Annotated in this window: 21 protein-coding genes and 2 tRNA genes; 18 read left to right on the forward strand and 5 right to left on the reverse strand. The window is 52.8% G+C overall.

Features of this window, described 5'->3' with window-relative positions; genetic code table 11:
- Window positions 1-311 precede the first annotated feature (311 nt).
- Both B5G27_RS12405 and B5G27_RS12410 read right to left on the reverse strand, forming a co-directional pair.
- Window positions 312-962, reverse strand: coding sequence for an SdpI family protein (locus B5G27_RS12405; RefSeq protein ID WP_087179180.1), 651 nt, complete (start codon window positions 960-962; stop codon window positions 312-314).
- A gap of 3 nt (window positions 963-965) precedes the next feature.
- A complete protein-coding gene (locus tag B5G27_RS12410) occupies window positions 966-1,232 on the reverse strand; it encodes an autorepressor SdpR family transcription factor (protein ID WP_087179181.1) in 267 nt (88 codons plus the stop codon).
- Window positions 1,233-1,511: 279 nt separating this feature from the next.
- On the opposite strand from B5G27_RS12410, the gene B5G27_RS12415 reads away from it, so the two are divergent.
- From B5G27_RS12415 to B5G27_RS12435, 5 genes are all read left to right on the forward strand, one after another.
- Window positions 1,512-2,006: an HAD hydrolase family protein gene (locus B5G27_RS12415; protein WP_087179182.1), complete on the forward strand. Its 495-nt coding sequence runs from the start codon at window positions 1,512-1,514 to the stop codon at window positions 2,004-2,006.
- A gap of 151 nt (window positions 2,007-2,157) precedes the next feature.
- Complete coding sequence (locus B5G27_RS12420; RefSeq protein WP_087179183.1) at window positions 2,158-3,885, forward strand: ABC transporter ATP-binding protein; 1,728 nt, start codon at window positions 2,158-2,160, stop codon at window positions 3,883-3,885.
- A complete protein-coding gene (locus B5G27_RS12425; protein ID WP_087179184.1) occupies window positions 3,885-5,717 on the forward strand; it encodes an ABC transporter ATP-binding protein in 1,833 nt (610 codons plus the stop codon). The genes B5G27_RS12420 and B5G27_RS12425 overlap by 1 nt, the downstream gene beginning before the upstream one ends.
- A gap of 12 nt (window positions 5,718-5,729) precedes the next feature.
- On the forward strand, window positions 5,730-6,179 hold the full coding sequence (locus B5G27_RS12430; protein WP_087179185.1) for a MarR family winged helix-turn-helix transcriptional regulator: 450 nt from the start codon (window positions 5,730-5,732) through the stop codon (window positions 6,177-6,179).
- Between the two features lie 160 nt (window positions 6,180-6,339).
- A complete protein-coding gene (locus B5G27_RS12435; RefSeq protein WP_087179186.1) occupies window positions 6,340-7,626 on the forward strand; it encodes an aminotransferase class I/II-fold pyridoxal phosphate-dependent enzyme in 1,287 nt (428 codons plus the stop codon).
- 45 nt (window positions 7,627-7,671) lie between these two features.
- On the opposite strand, the gene B5G27_RS12440 is transcribed toward B5G27_RS12435, so the two are convergent.
- On the reverse strand, window positions 7,672-8,562 hold the full coding sequence (locus B5G27_RS12440) for an AraC family transcriptional regulator (RefSeq protein WP_162611248.1): 891 nt from the start codon (window positions 8,560-8,562) through the stop codon (window positions 7,672-7,674).
- Window positions 8,563-8,813: 251 nt separating this feature from the next.
- Here B5G27_RS12440 and B5G27_RS12445 point away from each other — a divergent pair, with 251 nt between their 5' ends.
- The 13 genes from B5G27_RS12445 to B5G27_RS12505 all read left to right on the forward strand — a co-directional run bounded on the left by B5G27_RS12445 (window position 8,814) and on the right by B5G27_RS12505 (window position 19,616).
- Window positions 8,814-10,223 carry a family 4 glycosyl hydrolase gene (locus tag B5G27_RS12445; protein WP_087179188.1) on the forward strand — a complete coding sequence of 470 codons (1,410 nt, stop codon included), beginning with the start codon at window positions 8,814-8,816 and terminating at the stop codon, window positions 10,221-10,223.
- Window positions 10,220-10,996, forward strand: coding sequence for a hypothetical protein (locus B5G27_RS12450; protein ID WP_087179189.1), 777 nt, complete (start codon window positions 10,220-10,222; stop codon window positions 10,994-10,996). The genes B5G27_RS12445 and B5G27_RS12450 overlap by 4 nt, the downstream gene beginning before the upstream one ends.
- A gap of 394 nt (window positions 10,997-11,390) precedes the next feature.
- A complete protein-coding gene (gene thiW / locus B5G27_RS12455) occupies window positions 11,391-11,921 on the forward strand; it encodes an energy coupling factor transporter S component ThiW (RefSeq protein ID WP_087179190.1) in 531 nt (176 codons plus the stop codon).
- A gap of 286 nt (window positions 11,922-12,207) precedes the next feature.
- A complete protein-coding gene (gene thiM, locus B5G27_RS12460) occupies window positions 12,208-13,029 on the forward strand; it encodes a hydroxyethylthiazole kinase (RefSeq protein ID WP_087179191.1) in 822 nt (273 codons plus the stop codon).
- Complete coding sequence (gene thiE / locus B5G27_RS12465; protein ID WP_087179192.1) at window positions 13,016-13,675, forward strand: thiamine phosphate synthase; 660 nt, start codon at window positions 13,016-13,018, stop codon at window positions 13,673-13,675. The genes thiM and thiE overlap by 14 nt, the downstream gene beginning before the upstream one ends.
- 3 nt (window positions 13,676-13,678) lie before the next feature.
- Window positions 13,679-14,341 (forward strand): HAD family hydrolase, encoded by a 663-nt coding sequence (locus B5G27_RS12470; protein WP_087179193.1) that lies wholly within the window; start codon window positions 13,679-13,681, stop codon window positions 14,339-14,341.
- 110 nt (window positions 14,342-14,451) lie between these two features.
- Entirely contained in the window at window positions 14,452-15,321 is an 870-nt protein-coding gene (thiD, locus tag B5G27_RS12475) for a bifunctional hydroxymethylpyrimidine kinase/phosphomethylpyrimidine kinase (RefSeq protein ID WP_087179194.1), read from the forward strand.
- A gap of 2 nt (window positions 15,322-15,323) precedes the next feature.
- Window positions 15,324-16,517: a putative hydroxymethylpyrimidine transporter CytX gene (gene cytX / locus B5G27_RS12480; protein ID WP_087179195.1), complete on the forward strand. Its 1,194-nt coding sequence runs from the start codon at window positions 15,324-15,326 to the stop codon at window positions 16,515-16,517.
- 147 nt (window positions 16,518-16,664) lie between these two features.
- Window positions 16,665-17,087 (forward strand): large conductance mechanosensitive channel protein MscL, encoded by a 423-nt coding sequence (gene mscL, locus B5G27_RS12485; RefSeq protein ID WP_087179196.1) that lies wholly within the window; start codon window positions 16,665-16,667, stop codon window positions 17,085-17,087.
- Window positions 17,088-17,113: 26 nt separating this feature from the next.
- Entirely contained in the window at window positions 17,114-18,640 is a 1,527-nt protein-coding gene (locus tag B5G27_RS12490; protein WP_087179197.1) for a Na+/H+ antiporter NhaC family protein, read from the forward strand.
- The gene (locus B5G27_RS12495) at window positions 18,633-19,325 is read left to right on the forward strand and encodes a C39 family peptidase (RefSeq protein ID WP_242958311.1); all 693 of its coding nucleotides are present in this window, start codon (window positions 18,633-18,635) and stop codon (window positions 19,323-19,325) included. The genes B5G27_RS12490 and B5G27_RS12495 overlap by 8 nt, the downstream gene beginning before the upstream one ends.
- A gap of 134 nt (window positions 19,326-19,459) precedes the next feature.
- A tRNA-Val gene (locus B5G27_RS12500) sits at window positions 19,460-19,532 on the forward strand.
- Window positions 19,533-19,543: 11 nt separating this feature from the next.
- Window positions 19,544-19,616, forward strand: a tRNA-Ala gene (locus B5G27_RS12505).
- 841 nt (window positions 19,617-20,457) lie between these two features.
- Here B5G27_RS12505 and B5G27_RS12510 read toward each other — a convergent pair.
- The gene (locus tag B5G27_RS12510; protein ID WP_087179198.1) at window positions 20,458-20,727 is read right to left on the reverse strand and encodes a hypothetical protein; all 270 of its coding nucleotides are present in this window, start codon (window positions 20,725-20,727) and stop codon (window positions 20,458-20,460) included.
- On the reverse strand, window positions 20,724-21,011 hold the full coding sequence (locus B5G27_RS12515; RefSeq protein WP_087179199.1) for a hypothetical protein: 288 nt from the start codon (window positions 21,009-21,011) through the stop codon (window positions 20,724-20,726). Before B5G27_RS12515 ends, B5G27_RS12510 begins: the two co-directional genes overlap by 4 nt.
- Between the last annotated feature and the right edge of the window lie 16 nt (window positions 21,012-21,027).

The following is a 21,027-nucleotide window of genomic DNA, read 5'->3' on the forward strand; positions in this document are numbered from 1 at the left end:
CAAGAGAGGCACAGCTTGCTGGGCCAAATCGAACGGCTAATCCCCTCCCGGAAGTCCGCGGTCCCTTCCGATTAATAAATCTTCCTGTTTCGCCACAGAAGCTCCCCTTTCATCCAACTTTCGAAATCCTGCATTTGCCTGCGGGGACCTTCCGATCGGATGAACCCAGAAAACCGGCCCCTTTTACGTCTTTCCCGGATTACGGAACCGGAACCCAAGCCATATCCCCGTCCGCCGCGAAAACGTCCTGCAACAAACCGACGGTTTTCGGACGTCATATTCACAAGGAAGGCGCCCCCACAAATACAGATTTAAACCCCTCTTTTGAAGAGCCAGAACGAATACCCTGCCGGAACCAGAGTGCACAGCAGGATGACCCCAAGCATTATGACGATCCCCGCGGTTTCTCCGAGAAATGGAGAAAGAAAACCGCTGACCGCGATCAGGATCCCGCCCACTATGAAAAGCTTCCCGCCGAGGCGGTGTGTCCGGTTCCAGTTCTCAGCGCTGTTCAGTGTCCAGGGGAGTTTAATGCCCACGGTATAGTTCTGCTGGAGTTTGGGCATGTAATTCCCAAGCATGATACACAGGACTCCCACTAATATAGAGATGATAAGGCTGATATCTATATCTGATCCCAGGGCAGCCATGTAGGTAAAACCATTGGCCACGAAGGAGACGACAGGTACGATCCAAAATACCAGGGTCAGCGGCTTTTTGTGGATGTTTTTTCTCTTAGGGTCATTGAGCATGATGCAGACAGAAAAAAGATGGATGGCTGCGAGTATACAGGGCAGCCCGAATACGGCGAAAGCCTTGTTTGACCAGCCGTCTGCCTGACCGTCCGCTCCCCAGTGGGTAGCGATGCTGTCGGGAAGCTTTTCCCAGAGGATGACCCCGAGGAGGATCGGGAGCAGTGTAACCAGCGTGGTGATGATGATTGTTTTTTTATAGTTTTTCATAAATCAGGTCTCTCCTTTCAGCTCTGACAGCCACATCATGATTTCTTCCAGGACCGTCAGATTCAGCTCATAAAAAACAAAATTTTTTTCCCGTGTCTCACGGATCAGGTCTGCCTGCTTCAGGATTTTCAGATGGTAGGATACAGTAGCCTGGGTCATGTCGAAATGCCCTGCGATCTTTCCGGCTGAGAGCCTGCCGTCCTTCAGCAGTTCCAGTATCTGCCGTCTTACGGGATCTGATAATGCTTTAAAAGTCTCCGCAAAGCTCAACAGATCACCTCTTTCTTTGATGATGAGTTATAAAAGTATTTAGAAATATTTCTAAATACTATATACATCGGAGAAAAAGAAAAGTCAACAAGTATTTAGAAAAATTTCTAAATACTTGAAGCCTGATAAAAACAAGGTCTGGAAAAGCTGTGATCGTTATCGTACCGGGAAGCAGATGCGTTCCCTGCACTGGCTTGCGCATAAAAAAGAATGATGATAACATATGTCCTGGAAATTACTGCAAGACGGATAAAGCAGGAGAGAATGTAAGGAGAAGAAATGATAAAAGTTGTTTTTTTTGACGTCCCGGTTCTTCTGGTGGAGAAGGACAGAATGTATATCAATTTCGTGAACAAAGAGGTTGAAAAGGCGCAGAGAGAGATTTCCTCAGACGTACCAGACACAGGAGAATACGGCGGGGGCGAGATCTATCAGGCAATTGCTTATGTGGAGAAAGAGAAAGAAGGCGAACTGAAAAGTATCCTGCCGGACTGCAGGATCACGCGGTGGAATGACAGGGCAGTGGATATTATTTCCCGCGGGGGCGGAAAAGTGGTGGGAATAAAGCAGTACTTAGAGAGAAACAACATCCTGCCCCGGGAGACCATGGCATTCGGAGACGGAGAAAACGATATAGAAATGCTGGAGGCTGCCGGCATTGGTATCGCAATGGGAAATGCGGATGACATAGTGAAAAAAAGTGCGGACTATGTCACTGACAGCGTGGACAATGACGGGATCGGGAAAGCGTTGAGGTATTTTCAGATTATCTGACTGATCTGGATTGACAAATCATAGTGGTTGTGCATACAATAGTTGCATATACAACTGTTGTGCGGCAGTAAGATATTTCTATTCTGGGCGAGGCTGTCTGCGGCACCCTGCCTCTTACTGCCCTCAGATTTATGAAAGGTGTGTGCTCACTATGATACGGCGGATCTTTTCTTATTCCGGGAAATATAAAAAATATCTGGTCTTTGCGGCTCTGTGCATTACTGCGGAGTCGCTTTTTGAGCTTCTGATCCCTCTGATCATGGCAAATATCGTGGATATCGGCGTCGCAGAAGGGGACCGCGGATATATTTTCCAGCAGGGCGCCTGGATGCTCGTGTGCGCGGGTCTTGCCCTTCTCCTCGGGATCGGGAGCGCGAAGTTCTCTGCCATTGCGGGCCAGGGGCTGGGCGCGAACTTAAGAGAAGCGGAATATGCGAAATTCCAGCAGTTTTCTTTTGCCAATGTGGACCACTTCCAGATCTCTTCCCTTGTGACAAGGATGACCAGTGATGTGACTAATATTCAGAACAGTATCTCCGGCGGGCTGCGCCCGGCGTGCAGGGGGCCTGTCATGCTGGTGGCGGCCACGGCGGTGGCCTTTTCGATCAATGCCAGACTGGCGGTCGTGTTTCTTGTGGCGCTGCCGACGCTTGGGATCTGTCTGTACCTGATCATAAAAAATGTGCGTCCCCTGTACGCGAAGATGCAGGGAGCCATCGACCTGGTGAACCGGATCATCCAGGAGAACCTGACAGCGGTCCGGGTAGTCAAGGCTTATGTAAGAGGAGAGTATGAGATCCAAAAGTTCGGGGAGGTAAACACGAATCTCCAGACCCAGTCTGAGCGGGCGTTTAAGCTCGCCATGACGAATATGGCGGCGATGCAGTTCGTCATGTACGGCACGATCATCAGCATCCTCTGGTTCGGCGGGGGCATGATCCGCGTGGGGACCATGCAGGTGGGAGAGTTGACCGGATTTTTAAGCTATGTGCTCCAGATCCTGAATTCCCTGATGATGATCTCCAATATTTTCCTCATGCTCACGCGCTCCCTTGCGTCCGGGAAGAGGATCATCGAAGTGCTGGATGAAGAGATCGACATCAAAGAAGACAAGGCGCAGGATATCGAGGTCACCAGGGGCGAGATCGAGTTCAGGCATGTCTACTTTAAATATAAGAAGGAAGCGGCGGAATATGTGCTCTCGGATATCAGCCTGCACATCCGGGCGGGCCAGACCGTGGGGATCGTCGGCCAGACAGGGTCCGCGAAGACAACTCTTGTCCAGCTCATACCGCGGCTTTATGATATCTCTGCCGGAGAGCTGCTCATCGACGGACAGCCGGTGGAGCGGTATCCGCTGAAACATCTGCGTGACGCGGTGGCGGTGGTCCTCCAGAAAAATACGCTCTTTTCCGGGACGCTGATGGAAAACCTGCTGTGGGGAGACAGCGCCGCTTCCCGGGAAGAGGTAGAGGAAGCCTGCCGGATCGCCGGGGCGGACGAATTTATCGGGCGTCTGGAGAAAGGGTATGATACGGAGATGGGCCAGGGCGGAGTGAATGTGTCCGGCGGGCAGAAGCAGCGTCTCTGCATCGCTCGGGCGATCCTGAAGAAACCGAAGGTGCTGATCCTGGACGATTCCACGAGCGCGGTGGATACTGCCACAGAGGCGCGGATAAGGGAGCAGCTCGCGCAGAAGCTGCCGGATATGACGAAGATCATCATCGCCCAGAGGATTTCCTCCGTGCGGCACGCGGACCAGATCGTGGTGCTGGACGACGGGAAGATCCGGGGCATCGGCACCCACGAGGAACTGCTGGCTGGCAATAAGATCTATCAGGAGATCTATGATTCCCAGAAGGAAGGAGCGGATCTGTAATGGCCAGATATACCGGATATAAACGCCCGAAAAATACTAAGAAAGCGCTCGGGGAATTATTTCACTACATGGGGTATCACAAGTGGCTCCTGCTTCTTGTGGCGGTGCTCGTGTTTATAAGCACAGGGGCAAACGTGGCGGGCACGTACCTTCTGAAACCTGTGATCAATCAGTTTATCCTGCCCGGGGATATCAGAGGGCTCATCTATGCTCTCGTCGGAATGGGGATCATGTACCTGTGCGGCGCGCTGTCTACTTTCGGATATAACAGGCTGATGGTAAAGACTTCCCAGAAGGTGGTGGCAGATATCCGCCGGGATCTCTTTGCCCATGTGCAGAAGCTGCCGTTAAAGTATTTTGACGCCCATACGCACGGAGAGCTGATGAGCCGGTTTACCAATGACGTGGATACCGTGCAGGAGGCGCTCAACAACAGTTTCACCATGGTGATCCAGAGCTCGCTGACTCTGACAGGCACTGTGGTCATGCTCCTCGTGCTCAACGTCAATATGTCTCTGATCGTGATCGTGTTCCTGTGTATCATGTTCTTTTTCATTAAATGGAACGGGAGACGGAGCAAAGAGTATTATGACAGGCAGCAGGCGTTCCTTGCGGATATCAATGGCTTTGTGGAAGAGATGGCTGCTGGGCAGAAGGTGGAGAAAGTCTTTAACCACGAAGAAGAGGACATGAAAGTATTCCGGGAGAAAAACGAGGCGCTGCGGCGGGCGTCCACTAAGGCTCTCGGGTACTCCGGGATGATGGTGCCGAGCATTGTGTCCCTGTCGTACGCAAACTATGCGGTGTCCGCCTGCGCAGGCGGGCTGCTGGCCATTGCGGGGATGATGGACCTGGGAAGCCTTGCCGCTTACCTTGTCTATGTGCGGCAGAGCGCGATGCCGCTGAACCAGTTCACGCAGCAGGTGAACTTCATCCTGTCCGCCCTGGCAGGGGCTGAGAGGATTTTTGAGATGATGCACGAGGAGCCGGAGATCGATGAAGGGAAGGTGCGACTTGTCCGCACGGAGAAAACAGGAGAAAACGGCAGGATCGGGTACGCGTATGCATGGCAGGACGAGAGGGGGAAGATGACTCCGTTAAAGGGGGACGTGAGGTTTGAAAATGTGACCTTTGGCTATGTGCCGGATCAGAAGGTGCTGGACGGGATCAGCCTGTATGCAAAGCCCGGCCAGAAGATCGCGTTTGTGGGCTCTACCGGAGCAGGGAAGACAACGATCATCAACCTGATCAACCGGTTTTATGAGATCCAGGGCGGGCGGATCCTCTATGACGGGATCGACATCAGGGATATCCGGAAGGATGACCTGAGGCGTTCCCTTGCCATGGTCATACAGGACACCCATCTGTTTACCGGTACGATCACTGACAATATCCGCTATGGGAATCTGTCGGCCACGGACGAAGAGGTGGCAGAGGCGGCGAGGCTTGCCAATGCGGATTCCTTTATCCGCAGGCTCCCGGACGGTTACCGGACCATGCTTTACAGCGACGGGAGCAATCTCTCCCAGGGGCAGAGGCAGCTTCTCGCAATTGCAAGGGCAGCGGTGGCGCATCCGCCGGTGCTCATCCTGGATGAGGCGACATCCTCTATCGATACGAGGACAGAGCGGCTGATCGAGAAGGGCATGGATGCGATCATGGAAGGCAGGACCGTGTTCGTGATCGCGCACAGGCTTTCGACAGTCCGCAATTCCAAAGCGATCATGGTACTGGAGCACGGGATGATCATCGAGAGAGGAGACCACGAGGAGCTGCTGGAACAGAAGGGACGGTATTACCAGCTCTATACAGGAATGTACGAATTAGAATAGAAGGGATAGAAGATGGGACAGCAGTTGAGGGAAATTTTATTTCAGATCGAACTGATCAAGAGAAAGAGGGTGCAGGAATTCCTGCTGGGGATTAGTCTGACGCCCGGGCAGGGGCAGGCGAGGATCCTTGTATTTGTGGACGCCCATCCGGCGGTCACCCAGAAGGAGATCGCGGACGCGTGCATGCTGGATGTGACGACCATGTCCAGGACGCTGGATAAACTGCAGAAACAGGGGCTGATCATAAGGGAGAGAGACCCGGACTGCAGGCGTTCCTGCCGGATCAGCCTGACAGAAGAGGGCAGGGAAAAGGCAGAGGCAGTGAGGATCGGATTTGCAGAGATCGAACAAATGATATGCAGCGGATTTCGCGAAGAAGAGATCAGACAACTGGCGGGTCAGCTTCTGAGGATCAAAGAAAACCTGCTAAGTGAAGGGGAAAGTGAACAGGAAAATGAATGAAAAAATGAATGAATGAGGAAATGAAATTTCAAAAACAAATCCTTTTTCCCTGAAAATGCGTTGATAAAAAATAAAATAATGCAGGAAAGGATTGACGAACTGTCATAAATTATATACAATAGCAGACAGTGAGTAAAAAAGAAAGTGGAGGAGTCCTGCGATGACTGCGTACAAAGATTTAAGTAAAGAAGAGTTATTGGAACTGAAAAACGGGCTTGAGGCTCAGTTTACAGAAGTAAAGGCAAGAGGGCTGAAGCTGGATATGTCCAGAGGAAAGCCGTCCGCTGAGCAGCTCAACCTGTCCATGGGTATGATGGATGTGCTCAACAGCAGCGCGAACCTGATCTGCGAGGACGGAGTGGACTGCCGCAATTACGGCGGGCTTGATGGGATCACAGAGGCAAAGCAGCTTCTTGCCGACATGATGGAAGTGCCGAAGGACAATGTGATCATCTTCGGGAACTCCAGCCTGAACGTGATGTATGACACCGTGGCGAGGGCAATGACCCACGGAGTGATGGGAAGCACGCCGTGGTGCAGGCTTGACAAGGTGAAATTCCTGTGCCCGGTGCCGGGATATGACAGACATTTTGCCATTACAGAGCACTTTGGTATTGAGATGATCAATGTCCCCATGACTCCCACAGGACCGGATATGGATATGGTAGAAAAGCTGGTCAGCGAAGACCCGGCGATCAAAGGGATCTGGTGCGTGCCGAAGTATTCCAACCCGCAGGGCATCACATACTCTGACGAGACGGTATTCCGCTTCGCGAACCTGAAACCGGCGGCGGAAGATTTCCGTATCTACTGGGATAATGCATACTGCGTACACCATCTGTATGAGGATAAGCAGGATTATCTGATCGAGATCTTAAGCGAGTGTAAGAAGGCCGGCAATCCGGATATGGTATATAAGTTCTCCTCCACGTCCAAGATCAGCTTCCCGGGCTCCGGTATCGCGGCGATCGCGGCGTCAGAGGCGAACTTAAAAGACATCCGCGATATGCTGAAGTTCCAGACAATTGGCCACGACAAGGTAAACCAGCTCCGCCACGTGCGCTTCTTCAAGGATGTGCACGGCATCGTAGAGCACATGAAGAAACACGCGGACATCATGCGCCCGAAGTTCGAGGCAGTCATCGAAGTGCTGGAGAGAGAGCTGGGCGGTCTGGGCATTGGCTCCTGGATCAAGCCGCTGGGCGGATATTTCATCTCCTTTGACGCGATGGAAGGATGCGCGAAGGCAATCGTGGCAAAGGCAAAAGAGGCAGGGCTCGTGATGACAGGCGCCGGCGCTACCTTCCCGTACGGAAAGGATCCGCACGACAGCAACATCCGTATCGCGCCGTCCTACCCGACGCCGGAAGAGCTTGCCGTTGCAGCAGATATCTTTGTCCTCAGCGTAAAACTTGTAAGTATTGATAAACTGCTTGGCAACCTTTAAAAAGTGTAAGGGGTCGGAGGATTTCAAGGGATATTTTCTGAATACTCAGAAAATATCCCCCGAAATCCTCCGACCCCTTGCATTTTTTATGTGCACTTTTCGGTATTCCAGAGGTGACATCCCGGTGTGTTTCCTGAACACCCGCTCAAAATAAGTCAGGTTTTCGTATCCTGCGGCTTCGGATATCTCAGAGATATTCATGGAGCCCTGCACCAGCAGAGTGCGTGCTTTCTGGATCCGGCGGGCGTGCAGGTATCCGGTCACTGTAAATCCGGTGACCTCCTTGAAGATCCGGCTTAAATAGCATTTGTTCATATAAAAATGTTCAGCTATGGAGCTGAGAGAGAGCGGGGAACAGCAGTTATCCGCTATATAGCATGCTATCTGTTCTATCTGCCTGTGGCGGGGATCGTCGGTGCGGGAGGATGCGGCGGAGTTTGCTTTGTTTTCCCACCGCTTGGCAAAAACGAACAGTTCCGCGACCAGGCTTTGGACGAGCAGGCGGAATCCGCAGTCTTTTGCCTTCAGCTCCCTGCCTGTTTCGAGGAGGAGACCTTTTACAAATTCCTGCTCACTGCTGTCCAGAGACAGGACGATACAGTCATCCCGGAAATATTCCGGCAGGGACAGTTCATCTGTGGCGGCAAACACAGACTCAAGATAAGAGTGGGAGATTTCCAGAAGGATACGGTCGTGGTGGGCTTCTCTGGAAAGGGCGGTCTTGTGGATCACATTGCGCCGGATAAAGACAAGGCTGCCCTGTTTCAGATGATAGATTTTCGTCCCGATAAAATAGCGCCGCTCTCCCTCAAGGAGATAATAGACTTCATAGTCATTATAGTGGATATGTACGTCAGACATTGTATACTCAAAATCCCGGACGATCCGGCTGATATACAGGCCTTTTATGGATCCTTCAAAAAGTATATTCTGCATGGCAGCTCCTTTAAAAACATTCCAAAAGCATCCACAAAGCCCCCGCAAAGCGCCCCCCAAATAGCCACAGAGCATCTGCCGGGTATCCCTAAAGTATCTTTTGGAAAAGAAAGTCAATATCGTATGAATAATTATAAAATAAGCAATATCGTGTGAGATTATTATACGATATTTTTTTATAATAATCGATAGAAAAATAAAAAAGGCAGGAGGCAGGGGATCCCCGGCTGAGATGCGGAGAGGAGAAGAAGATGAAGTATAAAGACAAAACGGTACAGGATGTGCAGATCGCTTATATCGGGGGCGGATCCCGCGGATGGGCGTGGACTTTTATGACAGACCTGGCGCTGGAGCCGGACATGAGCGGTACGATCCGGCTGTATGATATTGACAGAGAGGCAGCAGAGGCAAACGAGGTGATCGGCAATGCGGTCAGTGCAAGAGAGGATGCAAAAGGAAAGTGGGAATACAGGACCTGCGCCACCCTGGGAGAAGCACTCACAGGAGCTGATTTTGCAGTGATCTCCATCCTTCCGGGTACATTTGATGAGATGGAAGCAGATGTGCATCTCCCGGAACGTCTGGGGATCTGGCAGTCAGTGGGAGATACGGCGGGACCGGGCGGCATGATGCGGGCGCTCCGCACGATCCCTATGTTCGTGGAGATCGCTGAGGCTGTAAAAGAATACGCTCCTGAGGCATGGGTCATCAATTATACAAACCCTATGTCCCTGTGCGTGAAGACGCTGTATCACACGTTCCCGGAGATCAAAGCGTTCGGATGCTGCCACGAAGTGTTCGGCACACAGAAGGTGCTGAAAGGCATCCTGGAAGAGGAGTACGGGCTTCAGGACATCAGGAGAGAAGATATCCATGTCAATGTGCTGGGCATCAATCATTTCACATGGTTTGACTATGCTTCCTACATGGGGATGGATCTGTTCCCGGTCTACAGGGAATATGTGGATAAGCATTTTGAGGAAGGATTCCATGAGCGGGACATGAACTGGGCAAATTCCTGTTTCGCCTGCGCGCACAGAGTAAAATTTGACCTTTTCCGCCGCTTTGGCCTGATAGCGGCTGCCGGCGACCGCCATCTCGCGGAATTCATGCCGGGAGACGAATACCTGAACGACCCGGAGACAGTGAAGAAATGGAAGTTCGGGCTGACGACTGTGGCATGGAGAAAAGAAGACCTGAAAGATCGGCTTGAAAAGAGCAGGAGACTCTTGAGCGGCGGGGAGAGCGTAGAACTTAAGCCGACAGGGGAAGAAGGCATCCTTCTGATCAAAGCGCTCTGCGGCCTGACCCGGATGGTCAGCAATGTGAATATCCCCAACAGTGCGCTCCAGATCGCGAATCTCCCGGCTGATGCGGTCGTAGAGACAAATGCAGTATTTGAGCGGGATGCAGTGCGTCCGCTTTACGCGGGGAAACTCCCGGAAGATGTCAGAGGTCTTATTATGCCGCATGTAGAAAACCACGGTACGATCCTCCGCGCAGCGCTTAGCTGTGATAAGGAGGCAGTGGTACAGGCGTTCCTGAACGACCCGCTCGTAAAAGGCAAAAAGTGCGGAGAAAACGACGTCCGGCAGCTCGTAGACGACATGCTGAGGGCAACGCAGAAGTACCTGCCGGAAGGCTGGAAAGGACAGATATGATGAAGCGGGATGCACAGCAGGATGTACGGCAAGATGTGCAGCAGGCTGCACAGCAGGTCGTACGAGCTCAGTACCGTGCGGCGCTGAAAAATGACGTGACAGAGGCAGCACTGGAAGAAGCTGTCTCTGCATGCCGCCGGAAGATGGAAAAAGAAAAACAGGAAGGACGTCTCCTGACAGGCGGGATGTTCCGCTGGAATGAGCTTTTATTCCTCTATATGGAATATGTGACAGAAGAACCTGTGTCAAAAGGGGAAAATGAAGGAGCTGACAGCGCAGCGGGCCGGGAAGGTCAGACGGACTGGGCCGGGATCCCGGAGCAGTGGTTCCCGGAGATGGCGCCGCTCCTGCATACCTGGCCGGAACTTTCCGGAGAAACACACTGGGCGTACATGTACCCGGTCTTCTGGTTTGACACGCCGAAAGGACTGGAGACGTGGAGACGGAAGAAAGCGCCGGATAAGCGGTGCGGCAGGATCGCAGTGCTGTACCCGGAAAAATTGTTCTCCTATGTGTGCCACCATCAGGCGATCGTAGAAGAGGGGCTTCTCGTCGGGGACAGATATCAGATGATCTCCCTTCATGAAAACCTTCTCTTCTCCTACTTTGAGACGCCCCGTGACAGAGAGCAGGTAAATATCCGGAGAGAGGAAGGAGAGTCACTGGAAATACAGAAATGGGAGGCAGTGGATCCGGAGGCACATTTCAGACACTTTCCCGAGGCGGGGGGAGAGAATTTCCTCGTGATCGAGACCGTTATATCCGTGGGGTAAATGTAACAGTTCAGCCATCAGGCTGCGCGGAAGAGAAAATCATGCCCGCATGATTTTTCGAACGGGCAGCCCGATGGCTGAACTGTTACGGGTAAATCTGTACTTGTGGACGGTCTTATTGCATTTATCGCAAGAACGTGGTAACATAAACCCCGGACAATCGAATAACAGGTTTTCCCGGGCGGGGAGCGCCGTCCCGGGTTTTACTGTACATCAATACAGCCCTGCTGTACGAAATGTACGAAAACACATGCGAGGGAATCCGTGTTCCGGAGTGAGAGGGCGCCAGCAAGCGCCGACCGTTAAGTGTCAGCCCTGTCGTTGACGCGCCGTCCTTTTGGTAAGGTTATATTGGGCGGGAGAGCATGGCGGCACAAGTACAGGAGGTTCAGTGATGAAAAACGTCAACGTAAGAAAACTTGCCCTTGCGGGCATCCTTGTGGCAGTGGGGATCGTGTGTTCACCGCTGTCGATCCCGGTAGGAGCGTCAAAATGCGCGCCTGTCCAGCACTTTATCAATATCCTTGGAGGCGTGTTCTTAGGCCCGGGATATGCGGTGGGTATGGCTTTTGTGACCAGCCTGCTCAGGAACCTGATGGGGACAGGGACGCTTCTTGCATTCCCGGGTTCTATGTGCGGAGCGCTGCTCTGCGGACTGCTTTACAAATACGGGAAGCACCTGCCATTCGCCTACGCGGGAGAGCTGTTCGGCACATCTGTGATCGGCGGCCTTTTGAGCTACCCGGTCGCGACCCTGATCATGGGAAGCGAGAGCGCAGTGTTCGGATTTGTCATCCCGTTCTTTGTATCGAGCTGCGGCGGAACGGTCATCGCGGCAGTCCTTGTGACAGCGATGAAGAAGATGAAGGTATTTGACATCTATCTCGGCAATCTGGACACAGAGACACAGAAGACAAAAGGATGACCGGCAGGGAAAGCAGAAGAGGAAACGGCAAAAAGGAAGAATAAAACGGATATATAACAGAGAATAAAACAGATAGATCAAACGGGGAGCTTGCGTACCAAGCAGGCTGAGAGGAGAATGAATGTCTCGACCCGACACCTGATTTGGGTAATGCCAACGTAGGGAACATACAGAACCTCAGCGCGGGCGTACCCCATTTCAGGCGGTCACCCGCTTTTTTTATCTGTACAGCAGTTTTATCTGTCCTGCCGGTCCCGTCTGCTCAGCAGAAGAGGAGGTAACAGAGATGTTTAAAAATTGTCTGGAAAATGTAAGGAAAACAGTACCGCTGGTACATAATATCACAAACTATGTCACAGTCAATGATGTGGCAAATGTGCTGCTCGCCTGCGGCGGAAGCCCGATCATGTCCGATGAGGCGGAGGATGTGGAGGACATTACTTCTGTGTGCGGCGGGCTGAATATCAATATCGGCACACTTCACAAGACAAGTATCGAAGGCATGTTCCGCGCGGGGAAGAAGGCGAATGAGCTGGGACACCCGGTGCTCCTCGACCCCGTCGGGGCAGGGGCGAGCGCGCTGCGGACAAATACAGCGCTGGATCTGATGCGGGAATTAGACCTCGCTGTGATCCGGGGCAATATTTCCGAGATCAAGACACTTGCGCTCGGGAGCGGCACCACAAAAGGGGTGGACGCGGACGTAGCGGACGCGGTGACAGAAGAGAATCTTGACGAGGCAGTGGAGTTTGTGAAGCGGTTCGCAAAAGAGACGGGCAGCATCATCGCGGTGACAGGAGCCATTGACCTGGTGTCTGACGGGGAGAAATGCTATGTGATCCGGAATGGACGCCCTGAGATGGGGAAGATCACAGGGACGGGCTGCCAGCTTTCCGGCATGATGACAGCCTATGTCACGGCAAATCCCGAGGACAGGCTGGAAGCGGCGGCAGCGGCTGTGTGCGTGATGGGGCTTGCGGGCGAGACCGGGTGGAGCCGGATGCAGGAGGGCGACGGCAATGCCACCTATCGGAACCGGATCATTGACGCGATTTATAACATGACGGGAGAAGACCTGGAGAAAGGGGCAGACTATGAGATCAGATAATACGGCGTGCAGAGAAGAGGACCTGCTCCTCTATGCAGTGACTGACAGGAGCTGGCTTGGCGGGCATACGTTATATGAGCAGGTAGAGCGTGCGTTAAAGGGCGGAGTGACCTTCGTCCAGCTCAGGGAAAAGACACTGGATGAGGCTGCGTTCCTCGAGGAAGCAAAGGAGATACAGAAGCTCTGCGCCCGCTATGGAGTGCCCTTTGTGATCAATGACAATGTGGAGATCGCGGCAGCCATCAATGCGGACGGAGTCCATGTAGGGCAGAGCGATATGGAAGCCCTGGACGTCCGCAGGAAGCTGGGGCCGGACAAGATCATCGGTGTGTCCGCCCAGACCGTGGAGCAGGCGCTCAAAGCCCAGGAGCACGGGGCGGACTATCTCGGAGTGGGAGCGGTATTCCCCACAGGCTCCAAGGCAGATGCGGTGGAAGTGAGCCACGAGACAGTAAAGGCGATCTGCGAGGCAGTAGACATCCCGGTCATCGCCATCGGCGGGATCACAAAGGAAAATGTAAAGGAGCTTGCCGGGTGCGGGATCTGTGGGATCGCCGTGATCAGCGCGGTCTTCGCGCAGGAGGATATCGAGAGCGCCGCGCGGGAGTTGAGAGCGCGCACGGAAGAGATGTTAAGGGAGAGCTGAGGTATGATCAAAGGCGTAATATTTGATGTGGACGGCGTACTGCTCAATTCGATGCCGGTCTGGGAAAATCTGGGAGAGCTGTATCTCCGGCATCTGGGGATCGAGGCGGAAAAGGACCTGGGGACAAAGCTGTATACAATGAGCCTGGAGCAGAGCGCGGAATACCTGACCGAAACATACCACCTTGACCTGGCTCCGGAACAGGTCATAGCAGGGGTCAACCGGGAGGTGAAAGACTTCTATGCCAGCCGGGTGCCGCTCAAAGAAGGAGTGCGTCAGTACCTGAACGAATTCCACGAAAAAGGAGTGCCCATGGTGATCGCGACGACCGGGGACAGGCAGAATGCGCAAGCAGCCCTGAAAAGGCTCAATGTACTGCGGTTTTTCCAGGGGATCTTTACCTGTTCGGAGATCGGCAGCAGTAAGAATGAGCCGGACATCTATTACGCCGCGGCGCTCCAGCTCGATACAGATCCGGGGCAGACCCTGGTCTTTGAGGACGCTTACCATGCCATCCGCACGGCGAAGAAAGCCGGATTTAAGACGGTCGGCGTCTATGACAGGGCGAATGACAGAGACCTTGCGCACATCTGGAACACAGCGGATATCTATCTGCCGGAGTTCCAGGATTTTAACATATTCTGGAAAAGGGCGTCTGCGCTCTGATGCGGAAGCACAGGACAGACACTTTTCAGCGGCAGGCCGGGGGCACCACTTTCTGCCGCTATATAAAATTAATGCTGAGAAACATGCAAAAGAAGAAAGGATGAGGAACAATGAAGACAGCATTAACGATCGCCGGGAGCGATTCCAGCGGAGGCGCCGGGATTCAGGCAGATATCAAGACAATGACCGCGAACGGCGTGTTTGCCATGAGCGCGGTCACAGCACTGACTGCACAGAATACGACCGGCGTGACAGGGATCATGGAGGTATCTCCTGAATTTCTAAAAGAACAGATCGACTGTATTTTCACGGATATCCGCCCGGACGCGGTAAAGATCGGGATGGTATCTTCCGCGGAGCTGATCCGCGCGATCGCTGAGAAACTGAAAGAGTATCAGGCGGAAAATATCGTGGTGGACCCGGTCATGGTGGCGACCAGCGGGGCAAAGCTGATCAGCGATGACGCCATTGGGACCCTGAAGGAAGCCCTTCTCCCCATGGCAGATATCCTGACGCCGAATATTCCCGAGGCGGAAGTGCTCTCCGGGATGGAAGTGAAGACAGAAGAGGATATGGTAAAGGCGGCGGAAAAGATCAGCCGGACCTATCACTGTGCCGTGCTGTTAAAAGGCGGACATCAGTTAAACGACGCAAACGACCTTCTCTGCCGGGGAGAGGAACACCGCTGGTTTTACGGGAAGCGCATCGATAATCCCAATACCCACGGTACGGGCTGCACCCTGTCCAGCGCCATCGCGTCAAACCTGGCGAAAGGCTTTGACATGGAGACAGCCGTGGAGCGGGCAAAGGCTTACATATCCGGCGCGCTTGGGGCTATGCTGGATCTGGGGAAGGGCAGCGGCCCTATGAACCACGCCTTTGACATCTCCGGGGAATACATAAAGGAATCTGACAGGGCAGCTGAACAGACCGGATCCGGCGCAGCGGGATCCGCAGGGAACGGAAAGGAGGGCGTATAAGAATGGAAGCGAAACGTACCTCTGTATTTGAGAACAGCCTGATCTGGTTCGGCGCAGGAGTCTCCATCGCGGAGATCCTGACCGGTACGTATCTGGCGCCTCTGGGATTCCAGAAGGGACTTGCCGCGATCATCACAGGCCATGTGATCGGCTGCCTGATGATGTTCTTCGCGGGGCTGATCGGCGGGAAGATGCGAAAGAGCGCCATGGAGACTGTAAAGATGAGCTTCGGCCAGAAAGGCGGGCTCCTGTTCGCGGTCCTGAATGTGCTCCAGCTTGTGGGCTGGACAGCGATCATGATCTATGACGGCGCTCTGGCTGCGAACGGCACCTTCAATACCGGCGCATGGGTGTGGTGCATTGTGATCGGCGCACTGATCATCCTGTGGATCGCTGTGGGTGTGACCAATCTGGGGAAACTCAATACAGTCGCCATGGCTGCGCTTTTTGTGCTCACGGTCCTGCTGTGCAGAGTCATCTTCTTTGGAGATTCCGGCGCGGCGGCTGACCTGGGCAGTGAGGCCATGAGCTTCGGCGCGGCGGTAGAACTCTCCGTGGCAATGCCGCTCTCCTGGCTGCCCGTGATCAGCGATTATACACGGGAGGCGGAAAAGCCGGTGAAGGCGACTGCTGCCAGCGTGATCGTCTACGGCCTGGTGAGCTGCTGGATGTACGTCATCGGCATGGGCGCGGCGATCTATACAGGAGAGTCAGATATCGCGGTGATCATGGTAAAAGCAGGGCTGGGGATCGCGGCGCTTCTGATCGTGATCTTCTCCACTGTGACAACCACCTTCCTGGATGCGTACTCTGCAGGTGTTTCGTCGGAATCTGTTTTCCCGAAGCTGAAAGGGAAACATGTGGGGATCATCGTGACCGTCATCGGCACTGTGGCTGCGATCCTGTTCCCGATGGATGATATCACGGATTTCCTCTATCTCATCGGGTCTGTGTTCGCGCCTATGATCGCAGTGCAGATCGCGGATGTGTTCCTGCTGAAAAAAGAGAAAGATCCGGGAGACTTTGAGTGGAAAAATCTCGTGATATGGCTGATCGGTTTTATCTTCTACCGGTGGCTCATGACCGTGGATATCCCGGTGGGGAATACGCTGCCTGACATGGCGGCGGTCATTGTGCTCTGCCTGATCGCGGAAGCGGTCTTCGGGCGGAAAGAAAAAGACGCAAAAAACAGATAAACTAAAGAAAGAAAAAGAAAGAGAAAGAAAGGGAGGGCGCAGCCGAGGGCAGACAGAGCCGTGGCAGGGCGCCTTCCTTTTTTACGGCGTGTATGCTATAATTTCCCCAATAGTCCTGCAAAAGTTTAAATGAAAGGAGAGAGACAAATGAAAAAATTTATTGAGGAATTTAAGGCATTCGCCCTTCGGGGGAATATGATGGACATGGCGGTCGGCGTTATCATCGGCGGCGGTTTTACCGGTATCGTCACATCTCTTACGGACAATTTTATCAATCCCATCCTGAACCTTGTGACACGGGCGGAGATGTACACGCTCCGGGACCTGGTAAGGTTTGCGTCCAGATTCGCATCTGACCTGTTAAATTTCCTGATCCTGGCATTTGTGCTGTTCTGCCTGATCAAAGGCATCAATAAGATCATGGCGCTCGGGCAGAAGAAACAGGAGCCGGCAGCCCCGTCCACGAAAAAATGCCCGTACTGCCTGAGTGATATACCGGTACAGGCGACACGGTGCCCACACTGCACATCCGTGCTCCCGGAAAAAACAGAGAGCGCTGAGACGGTTTAAGATTAAAAAGGAATGGAGAGTACAATATGGACAGTTCAATGTTTATCGGCACATGGTGGGCCCTGGTGCCGCCGCTTCTGGCGATCCTGCTCGCCTTTATCACAAAGGAAGTATACAGTTCCCTCTTTATCGGCGTGGCAGTGGGAGCACTGCTTTACAGCGGTTTTCATCCGTGGGAGTCGTTTGTGAATTTTTTTGAGATTATGAAGGACAGCATGAATCTGAATATCCTGATCTTTGATGTCCTCCTGGGCATGATCATTGTCCTCATGGCGAAGTCAGGCGGTTCCGCTGCCTACGGGAAATGGGCGGGGACCAAGATCAGATCCAAGAGGAGCGCCCTTCTCGCGACGGCGGGGCTGGGAGTCCTGATCTTTGTGGACGATTATTTTAACTGTCTGACCGTGGGTTCGGTCATGCGCCCGGTGACAGACCGGTATAAAGTGTCAAGGGCAAAACTTGCATACATCATTGACGCCACGGCTGCCCCGGTGTGCATCATCGCTCCGGTGTCAAGCTGGGCTGCGGCGGTGAATTCTTACGTGCCGGAGGACGCGGGGATCAGCGGGTTCCAGCTTTTCCTCAGCACGATCCCCTATAACCTGTATGCCATCCTTACGCTGGTCATGGTGTTCTACATCGCCATTACGGCATTTGATTTCGGGCTGATGAAGAAGCATGAGGACAATGCGGCGAAGGGAGATCTCTTTACCAGCGGGGCGGAAGAGTTTGAGCAGGTGTCTGAGGATGAAGTCAATCCCAACGGGAAGGTGATCGACCTGGTACTGCCGGTGGCAGTGCTCATCGTGTCCGCCATCGGGGCGATGATCTACACAGGCTTCCTCGGCGGGGCGGAGGATATCATCACGGCATTTTCCGGATGCGACGCTGAGACAAGCCTGATCTTTGCGACGCTGGTCACTGTGTTCTTTATGCTCCTCCTGTATCTGCCGCGGAAGGTCGTGACATTCAAAGGATTCATGGACAGCCTGGCGGACGGGTTCAAGCTCATGGTGCCTGCGGTCACGATCCTGATCTTCGCATGGTCGCTGAAAGGCATGGGAGATGCTCTTGGGCTTGCGGATTTTGTGGGCCATGTGGTGGGGGACAATGCCTCGGCAAGCATCTTCATCCCGGCGGTCCTCTTTGCAGCGGCAGTGTTCCTGTCCTTTTCCACAGGGACTTCCTGGGGGACCTTTGCGATCCTCGTGCCCATCGCCACAGCGATGTTCTCAGGCGGAGCGGATATGCAGATGATGGTCATCTCTGTCTCAGCGGTCCTGGCGGGCGCAGTGTGCGGGGATCACGTATCGCCGATCTCGGATACGACGGTCATGTCTTCGGCGGGCGCCCAGAGCAACCATATCAACCATGTGTCCACGCAGATGCAGTATGCGGCCATTGTCACAGTCATCAGTTTCGCGGGATACATCTTTGCCGGATTCGTGCATGTCTGGTGGATCGTGCTGGGGGCCAGCCTGATCGTACTGCTGGCCGTGCTGACAGGGATGAAAACATATCTCGGAAGAAAGCAGGAGCGGGCAGATGGATGAGAGAAGGCCCGTCGGCATGGGTGCGGATGGCAGAGACGCTGCTGACAGGAGAGCCGGCGGCAGAAATTCCGGAGAAAAAGTCTGCATAAAAGCGCCGTATATCGACCAGAGCGGCGCTTATCCCACCGGCTGCGAGAGCGTATCAGCAGTCATGCTTCTGCGGTTTTTAGGAGTTGGGATCTCTGTGGATGAATTTATCGAGAAGTATCTGGACAAACAGGGATTTGAAGAGCGGGACGGAGTGCTGTACGGGCCGGATCCCCGGAAATATTTCTGCGGGAGCCCTTATGACGCGGATTCCTTCGGGTGCTACGCGCCGGTAGTCGCGAAGGCCCTGCGGCGGGCGCTGGGCAGCGGGTATACAGTGACTGATGAGACGGGCGTCCGGCTGGAAGAACTGGCCCGGCGCTATCTGGACCGGGGGATGCCGGTCGTCTGCTGGGCGTGCATCAATATGCGGGAGCCAGTCGTCGGCCCGCAGTGGAAACTCCTGGATACGGGCGAGACGTTTACGTGGATCTCCAACGAGCACTGTATGCTCCTCGTCGGATATGATGAAGAAGGGTATTATTTTAACGACCCATATGACAATAACGGGCTCATCTGTTATCCGAAAGAAACGGTGGAGGAGCGGCACCGGGCGCAGCATATGCAGGCTGTGGGAGTGCGGAAGAACGGGAAGTGACTGTGAAAGGCGGCGAGCGGGAAAGAGCCGTTGAAAAACGTTAGGAAAGGCGATAAGGAAAAGCGACAGCGGAAGATCGATAAAATTTGTACTATACATTCCCGGTGCGGCGTGGTATAATAACCGATGGACGCGGAAGCATAGCTCAGCTGGGAGAGCGCTCGCCTGACTAGCGGGAGGTCATGGGTTCGAGCCCCGTTGCTTCCATCGATCCTTTTGGGGTATTAGCGCAGCTGGGAGCGCGCCACATTCGCATTGTGGAGGCCACGGGTTCGAATCCCGTATACTCCATTATATAAGTCCAGTGTTTATGCGGGTTTTCAATTTTCGTGTTACATGAATTTTTTGAAAGCCCGCATTGATTTTTTATTATCTGGCTTGTTAAAGAGAATAAGCCACGCCTTGTATTTTTTCTCGTCAAATGTCGCATCTTTAGTTCGGAATCCGGAAGGTCAATAAAAGTCATGTGGCTGCCCCGAAGATGATACAATATTCCTGTCGAAAAGACGTACATCTTCGGATGTGCATTTCCGCCTGATGCGCCGACATCGGGTGGTTGACTTTTTAAGCACATTTGCTATAATGTATTTAACAAGACAACTGGGATAGATAGATGAAGCCTATCCGTCCCGGGCAAGATTTTAAACTACGAAAAGTAGTCGCTTATCCTACCAAGATACGGGCGACTACTTTTTCCGTTTATCATAGAAACTTTTTACAAGAGTGATGATTGCAATAATCATTAGTACAAATGTAAATAAGTCGTCGTATGTAACGTACATAAGCACCACCCCTTTCGCAAGACTCCGAAACGGATGGATTCCATAAAAGCCGCCTTAAATGAGTAAAGCCCTAGGTATCAGCCAATCCCGTATCATGGGAAACCTACCACCTAAGGCCTGTTTACTTAATAACTCTCGTCGCGTCTATATACTATGCCGGAGGCAGTCAAAAATCAATAAATTTTGTGTGAATTTTTCTAAAATATTAGAGCTACTCTAAAATAATATTTTATTCCAGAAAAAGCACCTTCAGAATAAACTTCTGTTGGTGCTTTTGGTATCTCAACAAAAGAATCGGATTTCCCCGAATTGCGCATACCACTTATCCGTGATTAAAATATGATCCGATCCTAAAGATTTGAGGCATCCGCAAAGCCTCCTTCCTGGGAAAATTCGATTATTAAATGTGCATTATTTCGAACGAATGTTTTGAAATACTCTAGTTCTACGTCTGAATACCCATTATTTTCCCATTTATATTCCGGCAGCCAGCAGACAGCATTGTGAAAGCCATCTTTTTCGTCCGGTGTTTCAATGTATACTTTTACTTTACCGTCCGATAACATTTCAGAATGTGTAATTTCCGTATCATCATTTAAAGTCATGTATGGATACATCATAATATCAATCTCCCATACGCGATCATCCCGGCGATCCCCACGGCTCCCGCAGCATAGATGCAGTTGATGACCATGCACACCTGCATCCATTTGTTCCTGACGTTTCCCGCCGCATAGGCGAGCACGGAAAAGATTCCGGAAAAGATCATAAACGCGGCATAGCTGTAGATAATGATCTCCGCCGCAGGGGACTCCAGCGCCCAGTCAAAGGTGCGCAGGGGCAGGATCGTCCACGGGATAAACAGCATAAGAGTGGCAATGGCAGTACAGATTTTATTTTTCATATTCATGATTTCCTTT

The sequence above is a fragment of the Lachnoclostridium sp. An76 genome, assembly GCF_002161355.1.
Classification (GTDB): Bacteria; Bacillota; Clostridia; order Lachnospirales; family Lachnospiraceae; genus Mediterraneibacter; species Mediterraneibacter caccavium.

Bases quoted from the DNA above. Each gene is read 5' to 3' on its own strand.
- B5G27_RS12405 (WP_087179180.1), bottom strand. From the start codon at position 962: ATGAAAAACTATAAAAAAACAATCATCATCACCACGCTGGTTACACTG.
- B5G27_RS12510 (WP_087179198.1), bottom strand. From the start codon at position 20,727: ATGATGTATCCATACATGACTTTAAATGATGATACGGAAATTACACAT.
- B5G27_RS12440 (WP_162611248.1), bottom strand. From the start codon at position 8,562: ATGCAGAATATACTTTTTGAAGGATCCATAAAAGGCCTGTATATCAGC.
- thiM (WP_087179191.1), top strand. From the start codon at position 12,208: ATGTTTAAAAATTGTCTGGAAAATGTAAGGAAAACAGTACCGCTGGTA.
- B5G27_RS12425 (WP_087179184.1), top strand. From the start codon at position 3,885: ATGGCCAGATATACCGGATATAAACGCCCGAAAAATACTAAGAAAGCG.
- B5G27_RS12490 (WP_087179197.1), top strand. From the start codon at position 17,114: ATGGACAGTTCAATGTTTATCGGCACATGGTGGGCCCTGGTGCCGCCG.
- B5G27_RS12415 (WP_087179182.1), top strand. From the start codon at position 1,512: ATGATAAAAGTTGTTTTTTTTGACGTCCCGGTTCTTCTGGTGGAGAAG.
- B5G27_RS12515 (WP_087179199.1), bottom strand. From the start codon at position 21,011: ATGAAAAATAAAATCTGTACTGCCATTGCCACTCTTATGCTGTTTATC.
- B5G27_RS12420 (WP_087179183.1), top strand. From the start codon at position 2,158: ATGATACGGCGGATCTTTTCTTATTCCGGGAAATATAAAAAATATCTG.
- thiE (WP_087179192.1), top strand. From the start codon at position 13,016: ATGAGATCAGATAATACGGCGTGCAGAGAAGAGGACCTGCTCCTCTAT.
- B5G27_RS12435 (WP_087179186.1), top strand. From the start codon at position 6,340: ATGACTGCGTACAAAGATTTAAGTAAAGAAGAGTTATTGGAACTGAAA.
- B5G27_RS12450 (WP_087179189.1), top strand. From the start codon at position 10,220: ATGATGAAGCGGGATGCACAGCAGGATGTACGGCAAGATGTGCAGCAG.
- mscL (WP_087179196.1), top strand. From the start codon at position 16,665: ATGAAAAAATTTATTGAGGAATTTAAGGCATTCGCCCTTCGGGGGAAT.
- B5G27_RS12470 (WP_087179193.1), top strand. From the start codon at position 13,679: ATGATCAAAGGCGTAATATTTGATGTGGACGGCGTACTGCTCAATTCG.
- B5G27_RS12430 (WP_087179185.1), top strand. From the start codon at position 5,730: ATGGGACAGCAGTTGAGGGAAATTTTATTTCAGATCGAACTGATCAAG.
- B5G27_RS12495 (WP_242958311.1), top strand. From the start codon at position 18,633: ATGGATGAGAGAAGGCCCGTCGGCATGGGTGCGGATGGCAGAGACGCT.
- B5G27_RS12445 (WP_087179188.1), top strand. From the start codon at position 8,814: ATGAAGTATAAAGACAAAACGGTACAGGATGTGCAGATCGCTTATATC.
- cytX (WP_087179195.1), top strand. From the start codon at position 15,324: ATGGAAGCGAAACGTACCTCTGTATTTGAGAACAGCCTGATCTGGTTC.
- thiW (WP_087179190.1), top strand. From the start codon at position 11,391: ATGAAAAACGTCAACGTAAGAAAACTTGCCCTTGCGGGCATCCTTGTG.
- thiD (WP_087179194.1), top strand. From the start codon at position 14,452: ATGAAGACAGCATTAACGATCGCCGGGAGCGATTCCAGCGGAGGCGCC.